Source organism: 'Nostoc azollae' 0708, assembly GCF_000196515.1.
GTDB lineage: Bacteria > Cyanobacteriota > Cyanobacteriia > Cyanobacteriales > Nostocaceae > Trichormus_B > Trichormus_B azollae.
This window is the reverse complement of sequence record NC_014248.1, coordinates 714,981-730,719: the sequence shown is the minus strand read 5'-3', so window position 1 is coordinate 730,719 and position 15,739 is coordinate 714,981. Positions and strand designations below refer to the sequence as shown.

16 protein-coding genes and 1 pseudogene are annotated in these 15,739 nt (G+C 40.1%); 5 read left to right on the top strand and 12 right to left on the bottom strand.

Features of this window, described 5'->3' with window-relative positions:
- Nucleotides 1-29: 29 nt before the first annotated feature.
- Entirely contained in the window at nt 30-506 is a 477-nt protein-coding gene (locus AAZO_RS03385) for an SH3 domain-containing protein (protein WP_013190177.1), read from the bottom strand.
- Nucleotides 507-656: 150 nt separating this feature from the next.
- Nucleotides 657-2,168, bottom strand: coding sequence for an AAA family ATPase (locus AAZO_RS03380; protein WP_013190176.1), 1,512 nt, complete (start codon nt 2,166-2,168; stop codon nt 657-659).
- Between the two features lie 426 nt (nt 2,169-2,594).
- Here AAZO_RS03380 and AAZO_RS36605 point away from each other — a divergent pair, with 426 nt between their 5' ends.
- On the top strand, nt 2,595-2,816 hold the full coding sequence (locus tag AAZO_RS36605; protein ID WP_228371473.1) for a hypothetical protein: 222 nt from the start codon (nt 2,595-2,597) through the stop codon (nt 2,814-2,816).
- 673 nt (nt 2,817-3,489) lie between these two features.
- Here the strand turns inward: AAZO_RS36605 and AAZO_RS36600 are convergent.
- The 10 genes and pseudogenes from AAZO_RS36600 to AAZO_RS03340 form a co-directional block, all read right to left on the bottom strand.
- Nucleotides 3,490-3,837, bottom strand: a complete 348-nt coding sequence (locus AAZO_RS36600) for a DNA methyltransferase (protein ID WP_266889310.1) — start codon at nt 3,835-3,837, stop codon at nt 3,490-3,492.
- Between the two features lie 331 nt (nt 3,838-4,168).
- Nucleotides 4,169-4,531: a site-specific DNA-methyltransferase gene (locus tag AAZO_RS36595; protein ID WP_228371472.1), complete on the bottom strand. Its 363-nt coding sequence runs from the start codon at nt 4,529-4,531 to the stop codon at nt 4,169-4,171.
- 620 nt (nt 4,532-5,151) lie between these two features.
- Nucleotides 5,152-5,359 (bottom strand): annotated as a pseudogene (locus tag AAZO_RS36590) (AbrB/MazE/SpoVT family DNA-binding domain-containing protein).
- A 69-nt stretch (nt 5,360-5,428) separates the two neighbouring features.
- Nucleotides 5,429-5,935 (bottom strand): YceD family protein, encoded by a 507-nt coding sequence (locus tag AAZO_RS03365; protein WP_013190175.1) that lies wholly within the window; start codon nt 5,933-5,935, stop codon nt 5,429-5,431.
- Between the two features lie 78 nt (nt 5,936-6,013).
- The gene (locus AAZO_RS03360; RefSeq protein ID WP_013190174.1) at nt 6,014-6,547 is read right to left on the bottom strand and encodes a Jag family protein; all 534 of its coding nucleotides are present in this window, start codon (nt 6,545-6,547) and stop codon (nt 6,014-6,016) included.
- A 2-nt stretch (nt 6,548-6,549) separates the two neighbouring features.
- Nucleotides 6,550-7,701, bottom strand: coding sequence for a membrane protein insertase YidC (gene yidC, locus AAZO_RS03355; protein WP_013190173.1), 1,152 nt, complete (start codon nt 7,699-7,701; stop codon nt 6,550-6,552).
- A 235-nt stretch (nt 7,702-7,936) separates the two neighbouring features.
- Entirely contained in the window at nt 7,937-8,326 is a 390-nt protein-coding gene (locus tag AAZO_RS03350) for a PH domain-containing protein (protein WP_013190172.1), read from the bottom strand.
- Nucleotides 8,313-8,735 (bottom strand): ribonuclease P protein component, encoded by a 423-nt coding sequence (gene rnpA, locus AAZO_RS03345; RefSeq protein WP_013190171.1) that lies wholly within the window; start codon nt 8,733-8,735, stop codon nt 8,313-8,315. Before rnpA ends, AAZO_RS03350 begins: the two co-directional genes overlap by 14 nt.
- A 26-nt stretch (nt 8,736-8,761) precedes the next feature.
- Nucleotides 8,762-8,896 carry a 50S ribosomal protein L34 gene (rpmH, locus tag AAZO_RS28515; RefSeq protein ID WP_013190170.1) on the bottom strand — a complete coding sequence of 45 codons (135 nt, stop codon included), beginning with the start codon at nt 8,894-8,896 and terminating at the stop codon, nt 8,762-8,764.
- A 155-nt stretch (nt 8,897-9,051) separates the two neighbouring features.
- On the bottom strand, nt 9,052-9,564 hold the full coding sequence (locus AAZO_RS03340; protein WP_013190169.1) for a DUF2808 domain-containing protein: 513 nt from the start codon (nt 9,562-9,564) through the stop codon (nt 9,052-9,054).
- Between the two features lie 1,074 nt (nt 9,565-10,638).
- Here AAZO_RS03340 and AAZO_RS03335 point away from each other — a divergent pair.
- The 4 genes from AAZO_RS03335 (at nt 10,639) to AAZO_RS03320 (ending at nt 15,701) form a co-directional block, all read left to right on the top strand.
- Nucleotides 10,639-11,793: a Re/Si-specific NAD(P)(+) transhydrogenase subunit alpha gene (locus tag AAZO_RS03335; protein WP_013190168.1), complete on the top strand. Its 1,155-nt coding sequence runs from the start codon at nt 10,639-10,641 to the stop codon at nt 11,791-11,793.
- 172 nt (nt 11,794-11,965) lie between these two features.
- Complete coding sequence (locus tag AAZO_RS03330; RefSeq protein WP_013190167.1) at nt 11,966-12,259, top strand: NAD(P) transhydrogenase subunit alpha part 2; 294 nt, start codon at nt 11,966-11,968, stop codon at nt 12,257-12,259.
- Nucleotides 12,256-13,659, top strand: coding sequence for an NAD(P)(+) transhydrogenase (Re/Si-specific) subunit beta (locus AAZO_RS03325; RefSeq protein ID WP_013190166.1), 1,404 nt, complete (start codon nt 12,256-12,258; stop codon nt 13,657-13,659). Before AAZO_RS03330 ends, AAZO_RS03325 begins: the two co-directional genes overlap by 4 nt.
- Before the next feature lie 461 nt (nt 13,660-14,120).
- Nucleotides 14,121-15,701 carry a photosystem II high light acclimation radical SAM protein gene (locus AAZO_RS03320; RefSeq protein ID WP_420807044.1) on the top strand — a complete coding sequence of 527 codons (1,581 nt, stop codon included), beginning with the start codon at nt 14,121-14,123 and terminating at the stop codon, nt 15,699-15,701.
- Nucleotides 15,702-15,739 lie beyond the last annotated feature (38 nt).

The window sequence follows — 15,739 nt, the reverse complement described above, 5'->3', positions numbered from 1 at the left end:
TGCGGTTCTAGCCTTTAGACAAAAGAGTGTCAATCAACTCGTTTACTATTACCTGCTTTTACCCAACCTTCTTTATCAGTACCTTCAATACGAATTTTCTGCCAATTCTTATCTGGGCTTTCTTCTAAAATAATCACCTTTTGATTAGCAGCAACCCCACCTACACTTTGAGCATCCAGGGTTGGTTGATCTCGCATACTCAAGCCTTGTGACCAAGTTACAATGCCTTGGTAAGCTCCTGGTGGTAATGAATCAGGTGATTCACTTAGAGTGGGAGTAGGACTGGGAGTGGAACTGGGAGTAGGTTTGGGTATGGATGTGGCTTTTACCTGAGTGACTTTTGGTTTGTCTGGTTTGGTTTGGGGATTATCGTTAGCAAATGTAGGTCTTGCAGGGGCTATGGCAGTACGATTGACAAAATAAAGAGCTATTGTTAGTCCACTACCTAATAAAACTGCGGTCGCTAATAGAAACCCTAGTATAAGTTTAAGCAAGCTAGAAAGCATATTTATATCCTTTAGTTAGTGGTAATTGGGAAGAGGCAAGAGGCAACAGCTAGAAGGTGATTATCCCCAATCCCTGTTTTAATCAATAGTCCATAGTAAAGCATCATTAAACCATGAACTATTGATCAAGTAATTTTGACTAAAATATTATTACATTTGACGTTGAATACGTTCACTCAAAGGACTATGCTTTGAAGCTAAACGCGCTCTTCCTGCAGCAGCCCATTCTTGCAGCTTCTGAATTTGTTCTACCGCAGTTCGCGCTAAAGGTATGATTTGACTAGCGGCTTCTAAAATATCATCGGTCGTAAAGTCACGATTTTGGCTAAACCCAATGTGCATCGCTTCAGTTAATGTTTGCTCAATTTCAGCGCCCGAAAAATCAGGTGTTTCGTAAGCTAATCTGTCAATTTCATAGCTGTTCAAGTTATGGGGACGCAATCGGGATAAATGGACCTTAAAAATTGCTTTTCTCTCTTCTTGAGTAGGTAAACCAACAAAGAAAATTTCATCAAAACGCCCTTTCCGCAACATTTCCGGGGGTAAGGCTTGGATATCATTAGCGGTAGCAACGACAAATACAGGGGAAGTTTTTTCTGCTAACCAGGTGATAAATGTTCCAAATACCCGGCTAGTTGTTCCCGCATCACCTTTACTACCTAACCCAGAAAAGGCTTTATCAATTTCATCAATCCATAATACACAGGGTGCAAGGGCTTCTGCGACTTGAATCATTTGCCTGGTGCGGGATTCCGATTCACCCACTAAACCGCCAAATAACCGCCCTACATCTAAGCGTAACAGGGGTAAATGCCAATGATGTGCGATAGCTTTGGCTGTTAAAGATTTACCAGTTCCTTGAATCCCCACCAACATTAAACCACGGGGGTGCGGTAATCCGTACTGTCGCGCTCGTTCTGTCAATGAACCACCCCGACGAATCAGCCAATCTTTGAGGTTATCGAGTCCTCCTATATCAGAAATCTGCTCAATGGCGGGGTAAAAGTCCAGGATTTGGGTTTGGCGGATAGTTTGGCGTTTTTCCTCCAAAACTAAATCAACATCCTCTAGTTGTAATTCTCCATGGGATGCAATCGCCCTGGCTAAAACTCGGCGTATCCGTTCCATTGATAATCCTTGACAAGAATGCACCAAGTCATCAAGAAATTTACCAGATGGAGAGTTACCAGTGGTTTGTAATAACCGTTCTACCTCGGTTTTAATTTCCGGTGCGGCTGGTAAAGGAAACTCAACCACCGTCAACACCTCCATTAAATCGTCAGGAATAGCGATCCGTGGCGATAATAAAACAATATTTTTCGGTTGAGATTTTAGCAGTCTGGCTAAGTTGCGGAGTTTGCGAGAAATGGCCACATCATCTAAAAAGCGGTGATAATCGCGGAGAATTAAGACCGCTGGTGCAGTAGCAGGTAATTTTTCGATAAATTCCAACGCTTGTAAGGGGTTGCGCCTTCCAAATCCCGCATCATTAGGGTTTCCTTGATAACCATCGACAAAATCCCAGGTATAAACAGGGCGATTTCCTTGGTTTGTAGCTTCTTCACGGATAGCTGCTTCTACCCGTTCTTCTTCGTAGGTGGGAACATAAATCAGCGAGTAGCGGGCGCGGAGGAGGAGTTTAAATTCGTCACGGAAGTTCATAAGGTAGTTGTTGCTGGTGATTTGTTCTTGATCCCATTTTTCAACTTTGTTAGGAATTACGCACAAGTTAGGAAAAAATGAAACATGTATCTCTTATGGGACTGTAGGAATAGACACGAAGGAAGAAGGGAAGGAGAAGAGCGATCACTGTTTGAAAATTTTGAACACTGCTTTTTTGTTTTGAGCAATCTCCGTTAGGAGATTCGGAAGGGTAGTCGCAAAGACGCAAAGGAAGAGGATACTGACCGCAGGAGATCTGGATATCCAAAGTTGATGGGTGAGTATCCACAGCTTGTTGAATCAACACTTAGACGCGACTAGCACAACTAGTTATGGTAATAACTTGTACTTTTCAGAACAACAGGAAAATAATATTGAATACATTTACTAGTTATAAAACTATAGCATCTAAGTGGAGTACTATATTTGATTACATTTGATTCCCCTTTCTATCAAGATTCCTTGGATGAAGCTAAAATTCTCTATGAGAAAGTATTATTACGTTTTATAGGAGTTGTAGAACAAGGTCAAACCTCTGCAAATTTACTTGAGATTATCACAAAAGAGCCGGATCATTTGCTAGTTCAACTACTTAGAGTTGTTCGCAAATATCTCCAGATACATCAATTGAAGTCAATGTTGAAATGAGCAAGACGAAAAGTGAAATACCTGATATTATTTAGAGACTTTGGCTATAGATTGCGTGCAATAGGGCAAGTGAGGAAAAATCTGCCAAGCCTTCCTATACAGGATTAAACTCCCATGGCAATACTTTTGGAGCAAAGTACACGAGGACAAAAAGTTATGACTTAACATAAAGTTTTTTCTTATAGTTTAACAAAATATTTAGCAAAGATTATTTAATTCGTGGTCCTGTAGGTGCTGGACGATATTTCATACTAAATGAAGTATTAGATAACTGGCAACATAAAACTCCTACGGATATGTTGATATCTCACTTAGATGGTACTCCATTAGTAGTTGTATTTGCTCGTTATGACTCTAACAGAGGAGGTTCTCAGGAAGATGAGAGAACAGGTGGAAATCGAGAGAAAACCACATAAATACTGAGTTATACTCAAATATACAATTTACCATTAAAAGCATTAATACTCAATCATGGACCTGGATTACTTCTCGGTTCTATGTGGGATAATTACGCTAGTATTAAAGAATATGGAGAAGGTAAAGTTATAATTTGTAAATTAAAAATGTAAGATGAAAGACTTACAAAAAATTGGTTATACACTTAAGTTGATTATTCCCATTATCGATGATTTCTGAAGAAATTATCGATAATCTGTGAGCCTTAAATATAAAACTATAAGCCAGTTCTCAAAACTATATTGACTTCAATTAAGTTGATTGATTGACATTGATTATTACCACTTTTGCCACTAACAAATTCCCCCATTACTTCACTGCCATTAACTAAACGTTTAATGATATTATCAATAGATAATGGTGAATTATCAATACCTATCCATTTTCTCCCTAGTTCTTCAGAGACAGCTAAAGTAGTTCCACTCCGACCAAAAGCATCTAAAACCATATCTCCAGGATTTGATGAAGCCATAATTGTCCGTTTCATCAAAGCTACATTTTTTTCTGTTGGATAACCAGTAATTTTAATATTTTGATTGTATGCATCTTTAAAATCAAGCCAAATATCTTGAAGAGAAATACCTTGACTGTTATCTAAATATACTTTTCTTCTGGGATTACCATTTGCAGACTAATATATTTGTCCCCTTACATCCATTTTTTCTAAAGTTCCTGGTGTATATTGCCAATGTTTACCGAGAGATGGTAGCATACTCCTTTAAGGTTAACCAGTTGCTTCTTTTCTTACTCCTGGAGCATAGGTAGGGAATTTTTTATATATTCTTCCTGCTTCTTGTTCTACATATTGATTTTCTTTTTTAAACGCCTCTTCTTTCCAATTCTCAAAGGCTTGGTTCCATAGATAGTTATCTGTTTTTGTATAAAAAAGAATAAAATCAGCTTTCTGATGAAAGTTCTCTGATTTTAATCAGACGTTGGCGCAAAAATCCTAAATATTCTGCACCTTCCATGAGATCATGATAAGCATGGTTTCTATTACGAGACTCAGAACTGCTACCTGTTGAGTATGGCGGATCAATATAAACTAAGTTAACTTTTCTGTTAGCACTATCATGATTTAATAACCTGCGAACCACGTTTAAGTTATCGCCATATATTACTTGATTTCTAGGTTCTCCTTCAACACTGATTACAGGATTTAACTTGGCTGGCTGAATTCTGAATATATCTTGAATAGGCGTTTTACCATCATAATTTAATACGGAATGAGATCGTAGTTTTTTGGTGATTACGTCCATTTCTATTAGGTATTCCTGTTGCTACTTTCTTCTGATTCGAACTTTTTTATCATTGTAATATTACTATATTTTTTCATCAAGATTGTTTTTTATCTCATGCAAAGACGCAAAGATGCAACGGAAGAGGAGAAGAAGGGGTAATATCGGTATTATCGTTTAGCAGCTTGATATGTCTGGGAATTCATTCCCAGTCTCATAACGGAAGTCCGTTCAAACTTACTAAATAATTCTAAATTATTCTAAATAATCAAATATTTTCTCAGTCGTCTTGAAACGAACTTTGCTATTAGCCTGAGATTTCAATCTCAGCCAGATATGGGCGATTTTCCAAACTCTTGAATCATTACTTTACGTTAGTAAGGCATTTTATTTGCATCCGTTGACGGAATCTCCTATCAACTTTTTCAAAGCACTATTAGAAGCTCCACTCGGATGAATAAAATTTAGGTGCTTAAATTTCTTCTCTAGTAAATTGATCAGGTTTACCACGTAAAACTCAGACTCATTCACAGAGAACTACATTAGCAACAAAACATTCCTCCGCAGCTTCAATGATTTCAGCAGCTTGTTCCCACTGTTGTTAATCATATTTTGTCAGGTAGCGCACTAAAATATTTGTATCAACTCCAATCACTTGATCGTTCTCTAAGTGCTGCTTCCATATCCTCTAAAGTTGCGGGAGTCATACCCGGACGATGTAAAATCCCGGATAAACCTTGAACAGGAATATTTAGAGGAATAAGGTTTGACTATCCGATTTTCATCAATGAAAAAATCAACCTTGACAGAGTTAGCAAGGTTGAGATAATCTCTAATTTCTTTTGGGATAGTTACTTGTCCTTAAGTCGTGATAGTTTCACTAGCCATAACTCAAATTCCTTACTTGACTTTATTTTACTATTCTGGAAGTTGCTTTTTCAAGCTTTCCAAAGCAGACCAACGATTATCAATAATCTCCTCAGAAATACTAGCAACAGCATCCAAAATACCTGGACATTTACGATCGCACAATTGACGCTGGGGAATTGCTAAACACATTTGCTCATACAGCCATTCACTAGGATAAAAATAACCATCATGTGAAACCGCCTCCACTAAATCTTCTATAGCCACTTCCCTTTCTAAAGGCAAGTCCTCGGCTTGATTAGCATTTGGATCTAACCAAATAATTTCTTTAGTATTAACAGCCAAACGTTGATTATATTGCTGCAAACAGCGGTTACAGGTACAAGTAATAATTGATTCTGCCTGAGCGGAAACTTCTAAATAATTCCCCTGATGCTGTACGTGGATAACTCCACGTACCGGGGTTAAAGTTTCCAGACCAGGCAGAGACTCATTAACTTGAATTTCCTCTGTCCGCTCCGGGGCTTTAGTTAGCTGCGGAATAAAAATAGCGTCCATAGGATTTGTGAGATATCCTCACGCAAAATTATGATTGATAATCAGCAAAGTTGCTGTTACTACACTTTGATTTTAGCTCTAATAGCCAGGATCTGTTGGTGGTTCAGTCGCAGGTCGAACTACCAAATTACGATGGGGTTCTTTCCCTCGGCTGAAGGTTTCCAAATCTGGAAATTCCTTCAGAAAGTTGTGAACTTGTCGCCGTTCGGCCGAACTGAGGGATCTAATTTCCACTTCTCGTCCAGAAAAACGCACTTCTTGAACCGCTGTTTTTGCTAAAGCACTAATTTCTGCTTGTCGTTTAACACGGTAGCTATTCAACTCAATAGTATAAGATGTATGTGCGTGTTCTGGTTGATGCAAATTCAGCACCGAATTTGCTAGATACTGCATCGCATCCAACACAGTACCACCAGCACCAGTCAACATCCTGATTTGTTCTGGCATCAAATTCGTTTCATCAATTGTCAACCAGTAACTATCCGGTTCTTGAGAACCTACCCCAATAGCTGGAGTAGCATCCAAATTCCCTCTAACATTAGTAGATATACCAGTGAGTTGCAGCAATTGTGTTAACCATTCTTCAACATGCTGCATGGAAATGTAACTCATAATCAGCCTGTAGCCTTTTTCTTAGAACTTTTTGGCTCAAAGGGCAAAGTTTTAGCTTCTGCGGTTGCTGCTTCTTTTTCCTTATCCTGGAGAACCACCAACTTTTGCAACTCCTCCGGTAGAGGTTCGCGGGAAAGAATGTAGGTTTGCAGGGTTTGGAAAATGTTGCCAATCACCATGTACATCAGCACACCAGCAGGTAGTGGGAAAAACAGAAACATCCCCGAAAAGATTACAGGGGTAATTTTGTTAACCGTATCCTGCTGAGGATTCCCACCGCTGGAATTCTGCCCAGAAAGCATTTGGCTGACGTAAAGACTAATGCCAAAGAAGACAATCATCGCCACAATATCCCAGTGAATTGTGCCATCAGGATCTTGTGCGCCTACCCTACCTAAAGCATCAATGAACAGAAATCCTCTATCTGCCGCCAGTCCTGGGATTGAGCCTTGAATTGTCACGTCTCCTGGCTGTAAGGCTTCTATATTGCCTTCGGCATCAATTTTTACCCTATCTTCCCCTTTCATGATTTTCCATTCAGGAGTCAATTTGGTTTCTGGATGTTCTGCTAAGAGCAAATCAAATGGTTTGCCCTCCATTGTTTGATATTGGACTTTTGTCTTTTCTCCTACTGCCAACTTATTACCACTAGGGAGGATAGCGGTAATTTTTGTGTGTTCCCCATCTGCAATGTAGATATTTTGGGGAGCAGTGGCAAAGGCTTGGGGTTGAATGCGTTCGATTTGTTCGGCGGGTAATATTTGCAGGTTAACAGAGTAGTTAACTCCCGCAAATGGTGAACCCCGCAAAGTAGCAAACAGTGCCAGTAAGACAGGCATCTGTAAAAGTAATGGCAAACACCCTGCCAAGGGGTTGCCAAATTCTTTTTGGACATTGACCATTTCCTCTTGCTGCTTTTGCGGATCGTCTTTATAACGCTCTTTGATTTCTGCCATCCGCCTTTGCATCACAGGCTGGACAACCCGCATTCGTCGCATACTGCGAATCGAGCCAGCACTCAGGGGATAGAGCGCAAAGCGGATTATCAATGTCAAGGCAACGATCGCCAATCCATAGCTAGGGAAAAAACCATAGAAGAAGTCTATGATTGGCAGCATCACGTTGTTCGAGAGAAATCCGATACCAAAATCCATTATTCTGAATCCAACCTGAGGTACTGTAAATTGAACTGAATCTAATTTATCTAAATAGTCATTTATTAGCGATTATGCTTCGCTACGGATAGCCGCCCAATGGAGATTGGGGACTGGGGGATGGGGACTGGGGGGTAAATTTGTCCTCTTCCTCTCTTTATCTCCCACTCTTTACTCTCCTACCCACCATCTTTTTCCTATTTGATTGGTCTTGATATACACAGTTTATGAATGACTACTGTTTAGCAGCACTGTATTGGGGATTTTTAGCAGCAACTTTTTCGTTAATGTATTCATAAACTTCCCGAAAGTTGGGAACTGCCCGCATTTCTAAACGAGTGCCGTTTCTGAGTGTAACTACCATATCTCCCCATAAGCCAACACCACGTGGTATTTTCACTAATTTGACGATTTCTGAGTAAATTACGTCAGTGCGATCGCGTCCCATCCAACCACCCATCACCGCAATTCGGCGATCAGTGATGCGAAAACGCAACCACAACGCTCTGACTATTGCGCCAATAGTCAATGGCAAACCAACCAAGGTTAGCCCAATTAATAAATTGAGAATCAAATCCCCAATATGGGGGCCACCTTCATAATAAATTTCTTCACGAATACCCATTTATGACCTCAGCTTTTGCCAATAACTGCTCTAATTCTTGCAGAAATTGTTGGCTTACGCACTCAGATTCTGCTGCCTTTGGCTTCACAATTATGACTAGCCGCCATCCCGGCACTAAATTAGGTATTAATTGATACAAATCTTTAGCAATTTGCCGTTTAATACGGTTGCGAACTACTGCTCTTTTACTGACTTTGGTGCTAATAGAAATGCCAATTTTAGTCGTGGCTAAATTTTCACAGCTAGTTGGTTTTGTTGTGACATCGGCAGCATCCATAGAAGGTCGTTTTACACCCAACGGTTTTAAAGCTCTCAAAGTGAAATGAGAGCTATGACACCGAATTCCTTCTCGGAAAACTGCCTGAAAATCCCGTAGGGATTTTAGTCTATATGCTTTGGGCAAAGGCACAACGGCTGTTTATTGGTGAATTTACCCTAAACACTCAGACGATGACGACCTTTTCTTCTTCTGGCGCTAATCACGTTTCTACCTTCTGGTGTCCGCATTCTGGCACGAAACCCAGAGGTTCTTTTTCTCTTACGACAAGTGCCGCCCAATGTCCTTTGCATACCTTTCTCCTCTTAGCCGATTTTTATAAAAAGTCACAATCTCTAATCTTACTACTTCTCAGGCAATCTAAACATATTTCTGGATAGAGTTCCTGAGGACTGGGGACTGGAGAGAAATTTATTCTTTTGCCTGTTCCCTATCCCCTATTCCCTTTTTAAGAAATACTGATAATCCAAGAACCAAGGTAACGGAGTAGTGGTACATCTCCAGGGGAGAGAACTTGGCAGTTGAAATAGAAAATTCCCCCAAAGGTGGGATTCTGTACGTTAGATAGGACTAACTCAACGTTGGTACCTGCTGGTACTAGTTTCTGGGGTAATATTTCAATTACCCGCCCTTCTTTGTCCCATTTCACTTCACTCAGGGGCACGCTTTTATCTTTGACTCTAACTTCGACCTTTTTGGTGTCAAAGGTGCCTTTATAATATTTAGGGTAAGTAATGGCAAATTGAGCCACTGCCAATTTCATTTTTTTGGCAGGCAGTCGGAGTATATATCTGTCTGTCGAAGCTGTTTGTCCACCAAAATCTAAGCGGAAGGGCAGCTGATTTTCTGATTTAACACCGCTTAACAATGTTAAGCCGGGTAAACTTTGTGCCACACTAGTAGCAGTAAGACTTGTCAACAAATAACCAGTAACAGCCAAAGCCGAAAGTAAATGTCGCATAGTTAGGCATCCTCTAAATAAATATTATCTCTGTAATCTTAAGTAACAGTCACGTTAGTATTCGTAACTACACTTTACTACTTTATGATTGAAGATAGACGGAAAATCACAATTAAAGTGTCTTGTGCGTCCAAAATTAAGGGTGCAGGGTGTAGGTAGGATGTGGGGTAAGGAACTTAATTTTATCTCCTGATCGTTATCGTTGTAGATTTGATGTTTTACATCAAATTTAGGTTATCTGCTTAAATGTTCCTGAGTATATATAAATAAATATTGAGAAATATAAGAAAATTCATAAAAGTTGAAATATAACTTCGCCGATCGCTAGTGAAATTGCGATAAATTTGGTTAGACTGAAACTTTCTAGTTGACTGCCGTGGCTAATCAGATGTATTGTAAACTGAGTTTTGTCTTCTATATACACCAGAATCAAGTAGACATCTTGTAAAATTCTTTCTGTGGTATGATAGAAATTTTTAGATTTTATGTATTTTTGGTGTTGTTTGTGTTCAGTATTTCAAACATAACTGTGTAAATATAACTTTCGTTTGGCTAAAAAAATAATACCTCCATTATAACATACATAAAATTAATTCTGCAAGAGGTATAATCTACATGTGTTGGTATTAACCCTCTCAAGTATTAGTATTTTAGGAATCCCTGAGATTATTTACCAATAGGAATGAACTCATAAAAAATTAACAATTAATAATTGCAAGAAAGCTAAAGTGGCGAAATTTAATGAAAATTGCATGATGCCAACAAAAAATAGCAAACTTTATCAATCCCGAAAATAATCTGAAGACATATATATAACATTAGAAAAAGACCATAAGATGTGCAATAAGTAAATTAGTATCCAACTATCTAGGATAGGTATATGCTTTTTCATTGACATAATCAAGCTTTGCTGGGGGAGAGAAACTAAGAGTGGAGAAGACAGAGTTGAATTTGAAATCTACTAAAAAAATCAGGGCTGACATTACCCGCTTATATACCATAAGTCGCGGAAATCCTTCAACAGAGGAATTCCATAGTTAGTAGATATGTAGGTATTTATCTTCAGGAGATTCCATGAAAATAGCAGTTGCTAAAGAAATTGAAGTTTGTGAACGTCGTGTGTCATTAATTCCTGACATTGTAGCTAAATTGGTCAAACAGGGTTTAGAAATTTATGTAGAAAGTGGTGCTGGAGACAAAACATATTTCACAAATGCAGACTATGAAGCAGCAGGTGCAAAAATTATCAGTGATGTAGCGACATTATGGAGTGAGGCGGATATATTACTGAAAGTAAGTCCTCCCCAAGATAGAGAAGATGGACGTTCAGAAATTGACTTACTCAAACCAGGATCAGTTTTAATCAGCTTTTTGAATCCCTTGGGTAATCCTGTCATAGCGCAGAAATTGGCAAATAGGCAAATTACAGCGTTAAGTATGGAATTAATCCCTCGTACTACCAGGGCGCAAAGCATGGATGCTTTATCTTCCCAAGCATCATTAGCAGGATATAAAACCGTACTGTTAGCAGCAGCAGCATTACCAAAATATTTTCCAATGTTAACCACCGCTGCTGGGACGATCGCCCCAGCCAAAGTATTTATTATGGGAGCAGGTGTAGCAGGATTGCAAGCGATCGCCACAGCCCGTAGACTAGGAGCAGTAGTAGAAGCCTTTGATATTCGCCCAGCCGTGAAAGAAGAAGTACAAAGCTTAGGCGCGAAATTCATAGAAGTCAAACTAGAAGAAGACACCGTAGCCGCAGGTGGTTATGCCAAAGAAATCTCCGAAGACAGCAAAAAACGTACCCAACAACTAGTAGCCACCCACGTCAAAAACTCAGATGTAGTAATTACCACAGCCCAAGTACCAGGGAGAAAGGCCCCCATTCTCGTGACAGAAGAAATGGTAAGAGCAATGAAACCCGGTTCTGTGATTGTGGATTTAGCTGCAGAACAGGGTGGAAACTGCGCTTGTACTGCACCAGGTAAAGACATAGTTTGGAACGGCGTAACAATTATTGGACCCATCAATCTCCCCTCATCCATGCCAGTACACGCCAGCCAACTGTATGCAAAAAACATTACCTCATTAATGCAACTACTAATCAAGGACAAAGCCTTGCAAATCAACTTTGGTGATGACATCGTAGACGCAGCTTGCATTACTCATGGTGTAGAAATTAGAAACCAACGAATCAAAGAAGCCCTACAGACAGCCACAGTTTAACCACCAGCGCAAAAAGATTTAGAACACAGATGAATGGATGAGATATATTCCTTCCCTTTCTTTACGTCTTTGCAGCTTAGCGACGACTCTTAGGAGATATGCCTCCAGCATTTTAGACGAACGCTAAAAGCGATTGCGCGAAACCCAATTCTTCATTCAATCCAAAATAGACATGACAGAAGCATTACTCGCCGCCTTATTTGTACTCGTCTTAGCCTCTTTCATTGGCTTTGAAGTTATCAACAAAGTTCCCCCCACACTCCATACTCCCTTAATGTCGGGTTCAAACGCCATTTCAGGTATTTCCGTAATTGGTGCAATACTTGCTGCGGGGGAGAAGAACACCGATTTATCTGTAATTCTCGGTTTAGTAGCTCTAATTTTGGCAATGGTTAACGTTGTCGGTGGTTTCCTCGTTACAGATAGAATGCTACAAATGTTCAAAAGAAAGGAAGTGAAAGCATGAGCGACTTTTTACCCACTGGGATTCAGCTGACGTACTTAGTCGCTGCATCATTATTCATTCTAGGTTTGAAAAAACTCGGTTCACCAGCTACAGCCAGAAACGGTAATCTTGTCGCTGCGGTGGGAATGCTGTTAGCAATTATCGCAACAATGCTAGATCAGCAAGTATTAAATTACGAAATGATTTTAGTAGGTTTGTCCATTGGTTCAGTTATTGGTGCTGTTGTAGCTTACAAAGTGCAAATGACCGAAATGCCACAAATGGTGGGTTTACTCAACGGTTTGGGTGGAGCATCTTCCGCACTTATAGCAGTTGCCGAATTTTCGCGGTTATTAGGAAGTTCTCAACCTATTCCCCTTCATGTCAACATTTCCATGTTGTTGGATGTGTTAATCGGTGGTGTGACATTAACTGGAAGTTTTCTCGCTTTTGCGAAATTGCAAGGTTTAGTTAGTGGCACACCGATAACCTTTCCTTTGCAACAACCATTTAACCTCTTCCTTTTAGGTACATATATAGCCGGAAGTGCCTATTTAATCATGTCGCCGGATAGTTTACCCATCTTTTTAGCGGTGGTAGCTGTCTCCTTGGTATTGGGTGTGATGTTTGTACTACCAATTGGTGGCGGTGATATGCCCGTGGTAATCTCCCTGTTGAACTCCCTCTCAGGTGTAGCTGCTGCTGCTGCGGGTTTTGTGGTGATGAACAACATGTTAATCATCGCTGGTGCTTTGGTGGGTGCTTCTGGTTTAATCCTGACAGAGATTATGTGTAAGGCTATGAACCGGTCATTATTCAGTGTCTTATTTAGTGCCTTTGGTTCAGTGTCTACCGCTACTGGTGATGCAGTCGCTGGTGCAAGTAATCAAACAGTGCGCAGTATCGATCCGGAAGAAGGGGCAATGATGTTGGGATATGCCCGTTCTGTAGTGATTGTACCAGGATACGGTATGGCGGTTGCTCAAGCACAGCATAGCGTCCGTGAGTTGGCAGATCAACTAGAACGTATGGGTGTGGATATTAAATATGCGATTCACCCTGTTGCAGGGAGAATGCCTGGACACATGAACGTATTATTGGCTGAGGCTAATGTGGCTTATACCCAGTTGTACGACATGGATGATATTAATCCCCAGTTTCAACAAGCTGATGTAGCATTAGTGATTGGTGCTAATGATGTAGTGAATCCAGCAGCCCGTAATGATACGAATAGTCCTATTTATGGAATGCCGATTTTAGAAGTTGATCGGGCAAAGCAGACTATTGTGATTAAGCGCGGGATGAGTGCAGGTTTTGCTGGTGTTGATAATGAGTTGTTTTATAAGGATAACACAACGATGTTGTTTGGTAGTGCTAAGGATATGGTGGCTAAGTTGGTTTCGGAAGTTAAGCAGCTTTAAGACAAACGAAGTACTAAGGCACGAAGAACAAGAATACAAGTATCAATAAGGATTAGCTTGCTTTGAGATTTTAGTAATTTTGAGGCGAGCTAATTTTTCCTTTATAGTTGCTAAAATTACCCGCAGTGAAATCGAATGAAGTAGTTAGTGTTGATCCATCCACTAATTGTAGTGCCAGGCAATTTCAGTTTTTATCACTTTTAAGCTAAGACAATTTACGCGTATGAGCATTAGCTCATTTATTAGTCAAGCAAAATAAAAATAAATATTGGTAAATTAAGATTAACCACACAAACCCACAAGTTCAAAGTGCACATCTCCAACAAAGAAGGTAGAGGCTTTACATGGAAAGTCTTTACAAGGGTTTTGGATGACGCATATTTAATTAATTTCTGGAGATGTGTACTGGGTGCTTATGTAGCTTTACCCTAAAAATTGGTAAGATGGCAGGTAAAACAACTATGATAGACAACCGAATACTTTACGTTCGCCTTCCCTGTAACCCTATCTTTCCCATTGGGGTTATTTATCTTTCTGATCATGTCCACAAGCTGTTTCCCAACATTAAACAGCGGATTTTCGACTTAGGCACAGTCCCACCTCTAGATTATGCTGCTGCCCTAGATTCCTACATTGATGAATTTAAGCCTACACTCCTAGTCTTTTCTTGGCGGGATATTCAAATATATGCTCCAGTGGGTGGACGTGGCGGTAATCCGCTACAGAACGCCTTTGAATTCTACTATGCTAAAAACCCATTCATAAAATTGCGTGGTGCATTAGGTGGTTTGCGAATCTTCATTGCTTACTATATCGAATTATGGCGTAACATAGGACTAATTAAGCGGGGGTTAAAACGCGCCCAAAAATATCACTCTCAAGGGCGTGTACTTGTAGGTGGTGGTGCTGTCAGTGTATTTTATGAACAGTTAGGTAAAAGCCTACCAGCAGGAACAATTATTTCTGTAGGTGAAGGGGAAACCCTGTTGGCAAAATTTTTAGGTGGACAAGAGTTTCGAGATGAACGTTGCTATGTAGTGGGAGAAAATGAACCACGGGAACGCCTGATTCATGAACAACCCACACCCCTAGAAAAAACTGCTTGTAACTACGACTATATAGAAACCATCTGGCCAGAATTTAACTATTACTTGCAAGATCAGGATTTCTACATTGGTATCCAAACTAAGCGTGGTTGTCCCCACAACTGCTGTTATTGTGTTTACACTGTTGTTGAAGGTAAACAAGTACGGATTAATCCCGCTGATGAAGTCGTAGCTGAGATGCGACAATTATATAATCGTGGTATTAGAAACTTCTGGTTTACTGATGCTCAATTTATCCCTGCCCGGAGATATATTGATGATGCTGTAGAACTATTGCAGAAAATTGTCGATTCTGGCATGACTGATATCAATTGGGCAGCATATATTAGAGCAGACAACTTAACACCAGAGTTGTGTGACCTGATGGCTAAAACTGGTATGAATTATTTCGAAATCGGCATTACCAGTGGTTCTCAAGAACTTGTACGCAAAATGCGGATGGGTTACAACCTGCGAACCGTTTTACAAAATTGCCGTGATTTAAAATCAGCGGGTTTCAATGATATGGTTTCTGTCAATTACTCCTTTAACGTGATTGACGAACGTCCCGACACCATCCGCCAAACAATTGCTTATCACCGGGAACTAGAACGAATTTTTGGTGGTGATAAAGTCGAACCTGCAATTTTCTTTATTGGACTCCAACCCCATACCCACTTGGAAGAATATGCTTTTAAGGAGGGTATCCTCAAACCAGGTTATGATCCTATAAGTTTGATGCCCTGGACAGCTAAAAAACTCCTGTGGAATCCTGAACCATTGGGTTCATTCTTTGGTGAAATTTGTTTACAAGCTTGGCGACGTAACCCTAATGACTTCGGACGAGAAGTTATGAATATCTTAGAAGAAAAATTAGGTTGTGCCGAACTAGAAACAGCACTTTCTGCACCAATTGAAGCCAAAGAAAAGCAACGTGCAGGGATAATGAAATCCTGAAGTCCTGAGTGGGCAGGGAAAACCTGCCCTTAATGACT

Bases quoted from the DNA above. Each gene is read 5' to 3' on its own strand.
- AAZO_RS03385 (WP_013190177.1), bottom strand. From the start codon at position 506: ATGCTTTCTAGCTTGCTTAAACTTATACTAGGGTTTCTATTAGCGACC.
- AAZO_RS03380 (WP_013190176.1), bottom strand. From the start codon at position 2,168: ATGAACTTCCGTGACGAATTTAAACTCCTCCTCCGCGCCCGCTACTCG.
- AAZO_RS36595 (WP_228371472.1), bottom strand. From the start codon at position 4,531: ATGGACGTAATCACCAAAAAACTACGATCTCATTCCGTATTAAATTAT.
- AAZO_RS03365 (WP_013190175.1), bottom strand. From the start codon at position 5,935: ATGGACGCTATTTTTATTCCGCAGCTAACTAAAGCCCCGGAGCGGACA.
- AAZO_RS03360 (WP_013190174.1), bottom strand. From the start codon at position 6,547: ATGAGTTACATTTCCATGCAGCATGTTGAAGAATGGTTAACACAATTG.
- yidC (WP_013190173.1), bottom strand. From the start codon at position 7,701: ATGGATTTTGGTATCGGATTTCTCTCGAACAACGTGATGCTGCCAATC.
- AAZO_RS03350 (WP_013190172.1), bottom strand. From the start codon at position 8,326: ATGGGTATTCGTGAAGAAATTTATTATGAAGGTGGCCCCCATATTGGG.
- rpmH (WP_013190170.1), bottom strand. From the start codon at position 8,896: ATGCAAAGGACATTGGGCGGCACTTGTCGTAAGAGAAAAAGAACCTCT.
- AAZO_RS03340 (WP_013190169.1), bottom strand. From the start codon at position 9,564: ATGCGACATTTACTTTCGGCTTTGGCTGTTACTGGTTATTTGTTGACA.
- AAZO_RS03335 (WP_013190168.1), top strand. From the start codon at position 10,639: ATGAAAATAGCAGTTGCTAAAGAAATTGAAGTTTGTGAACGTCGTGTG.
- AAZO_RS03330 (WP_013190167.1), top strand. From the start codon at position 11,966: ATGACAGAAGCATTACTCGCCGCCTTATTTGTACTCGTCTTAGCCTCT.
- AAZO_RS03325 (WP_013190166.1), top strand. From the start codon at position 12,256: ATGAGCGACTTTTTACCCACTGGGATTCAGCTGACGTACTTAGTCGCT.
- AAZO_RS03320 (WP_420807044.1), top strand. From the start codon at position 14,121: ATGATAGACAACCGAATACTTTACGTTCGCCTTCCCTGTAACCCTATC.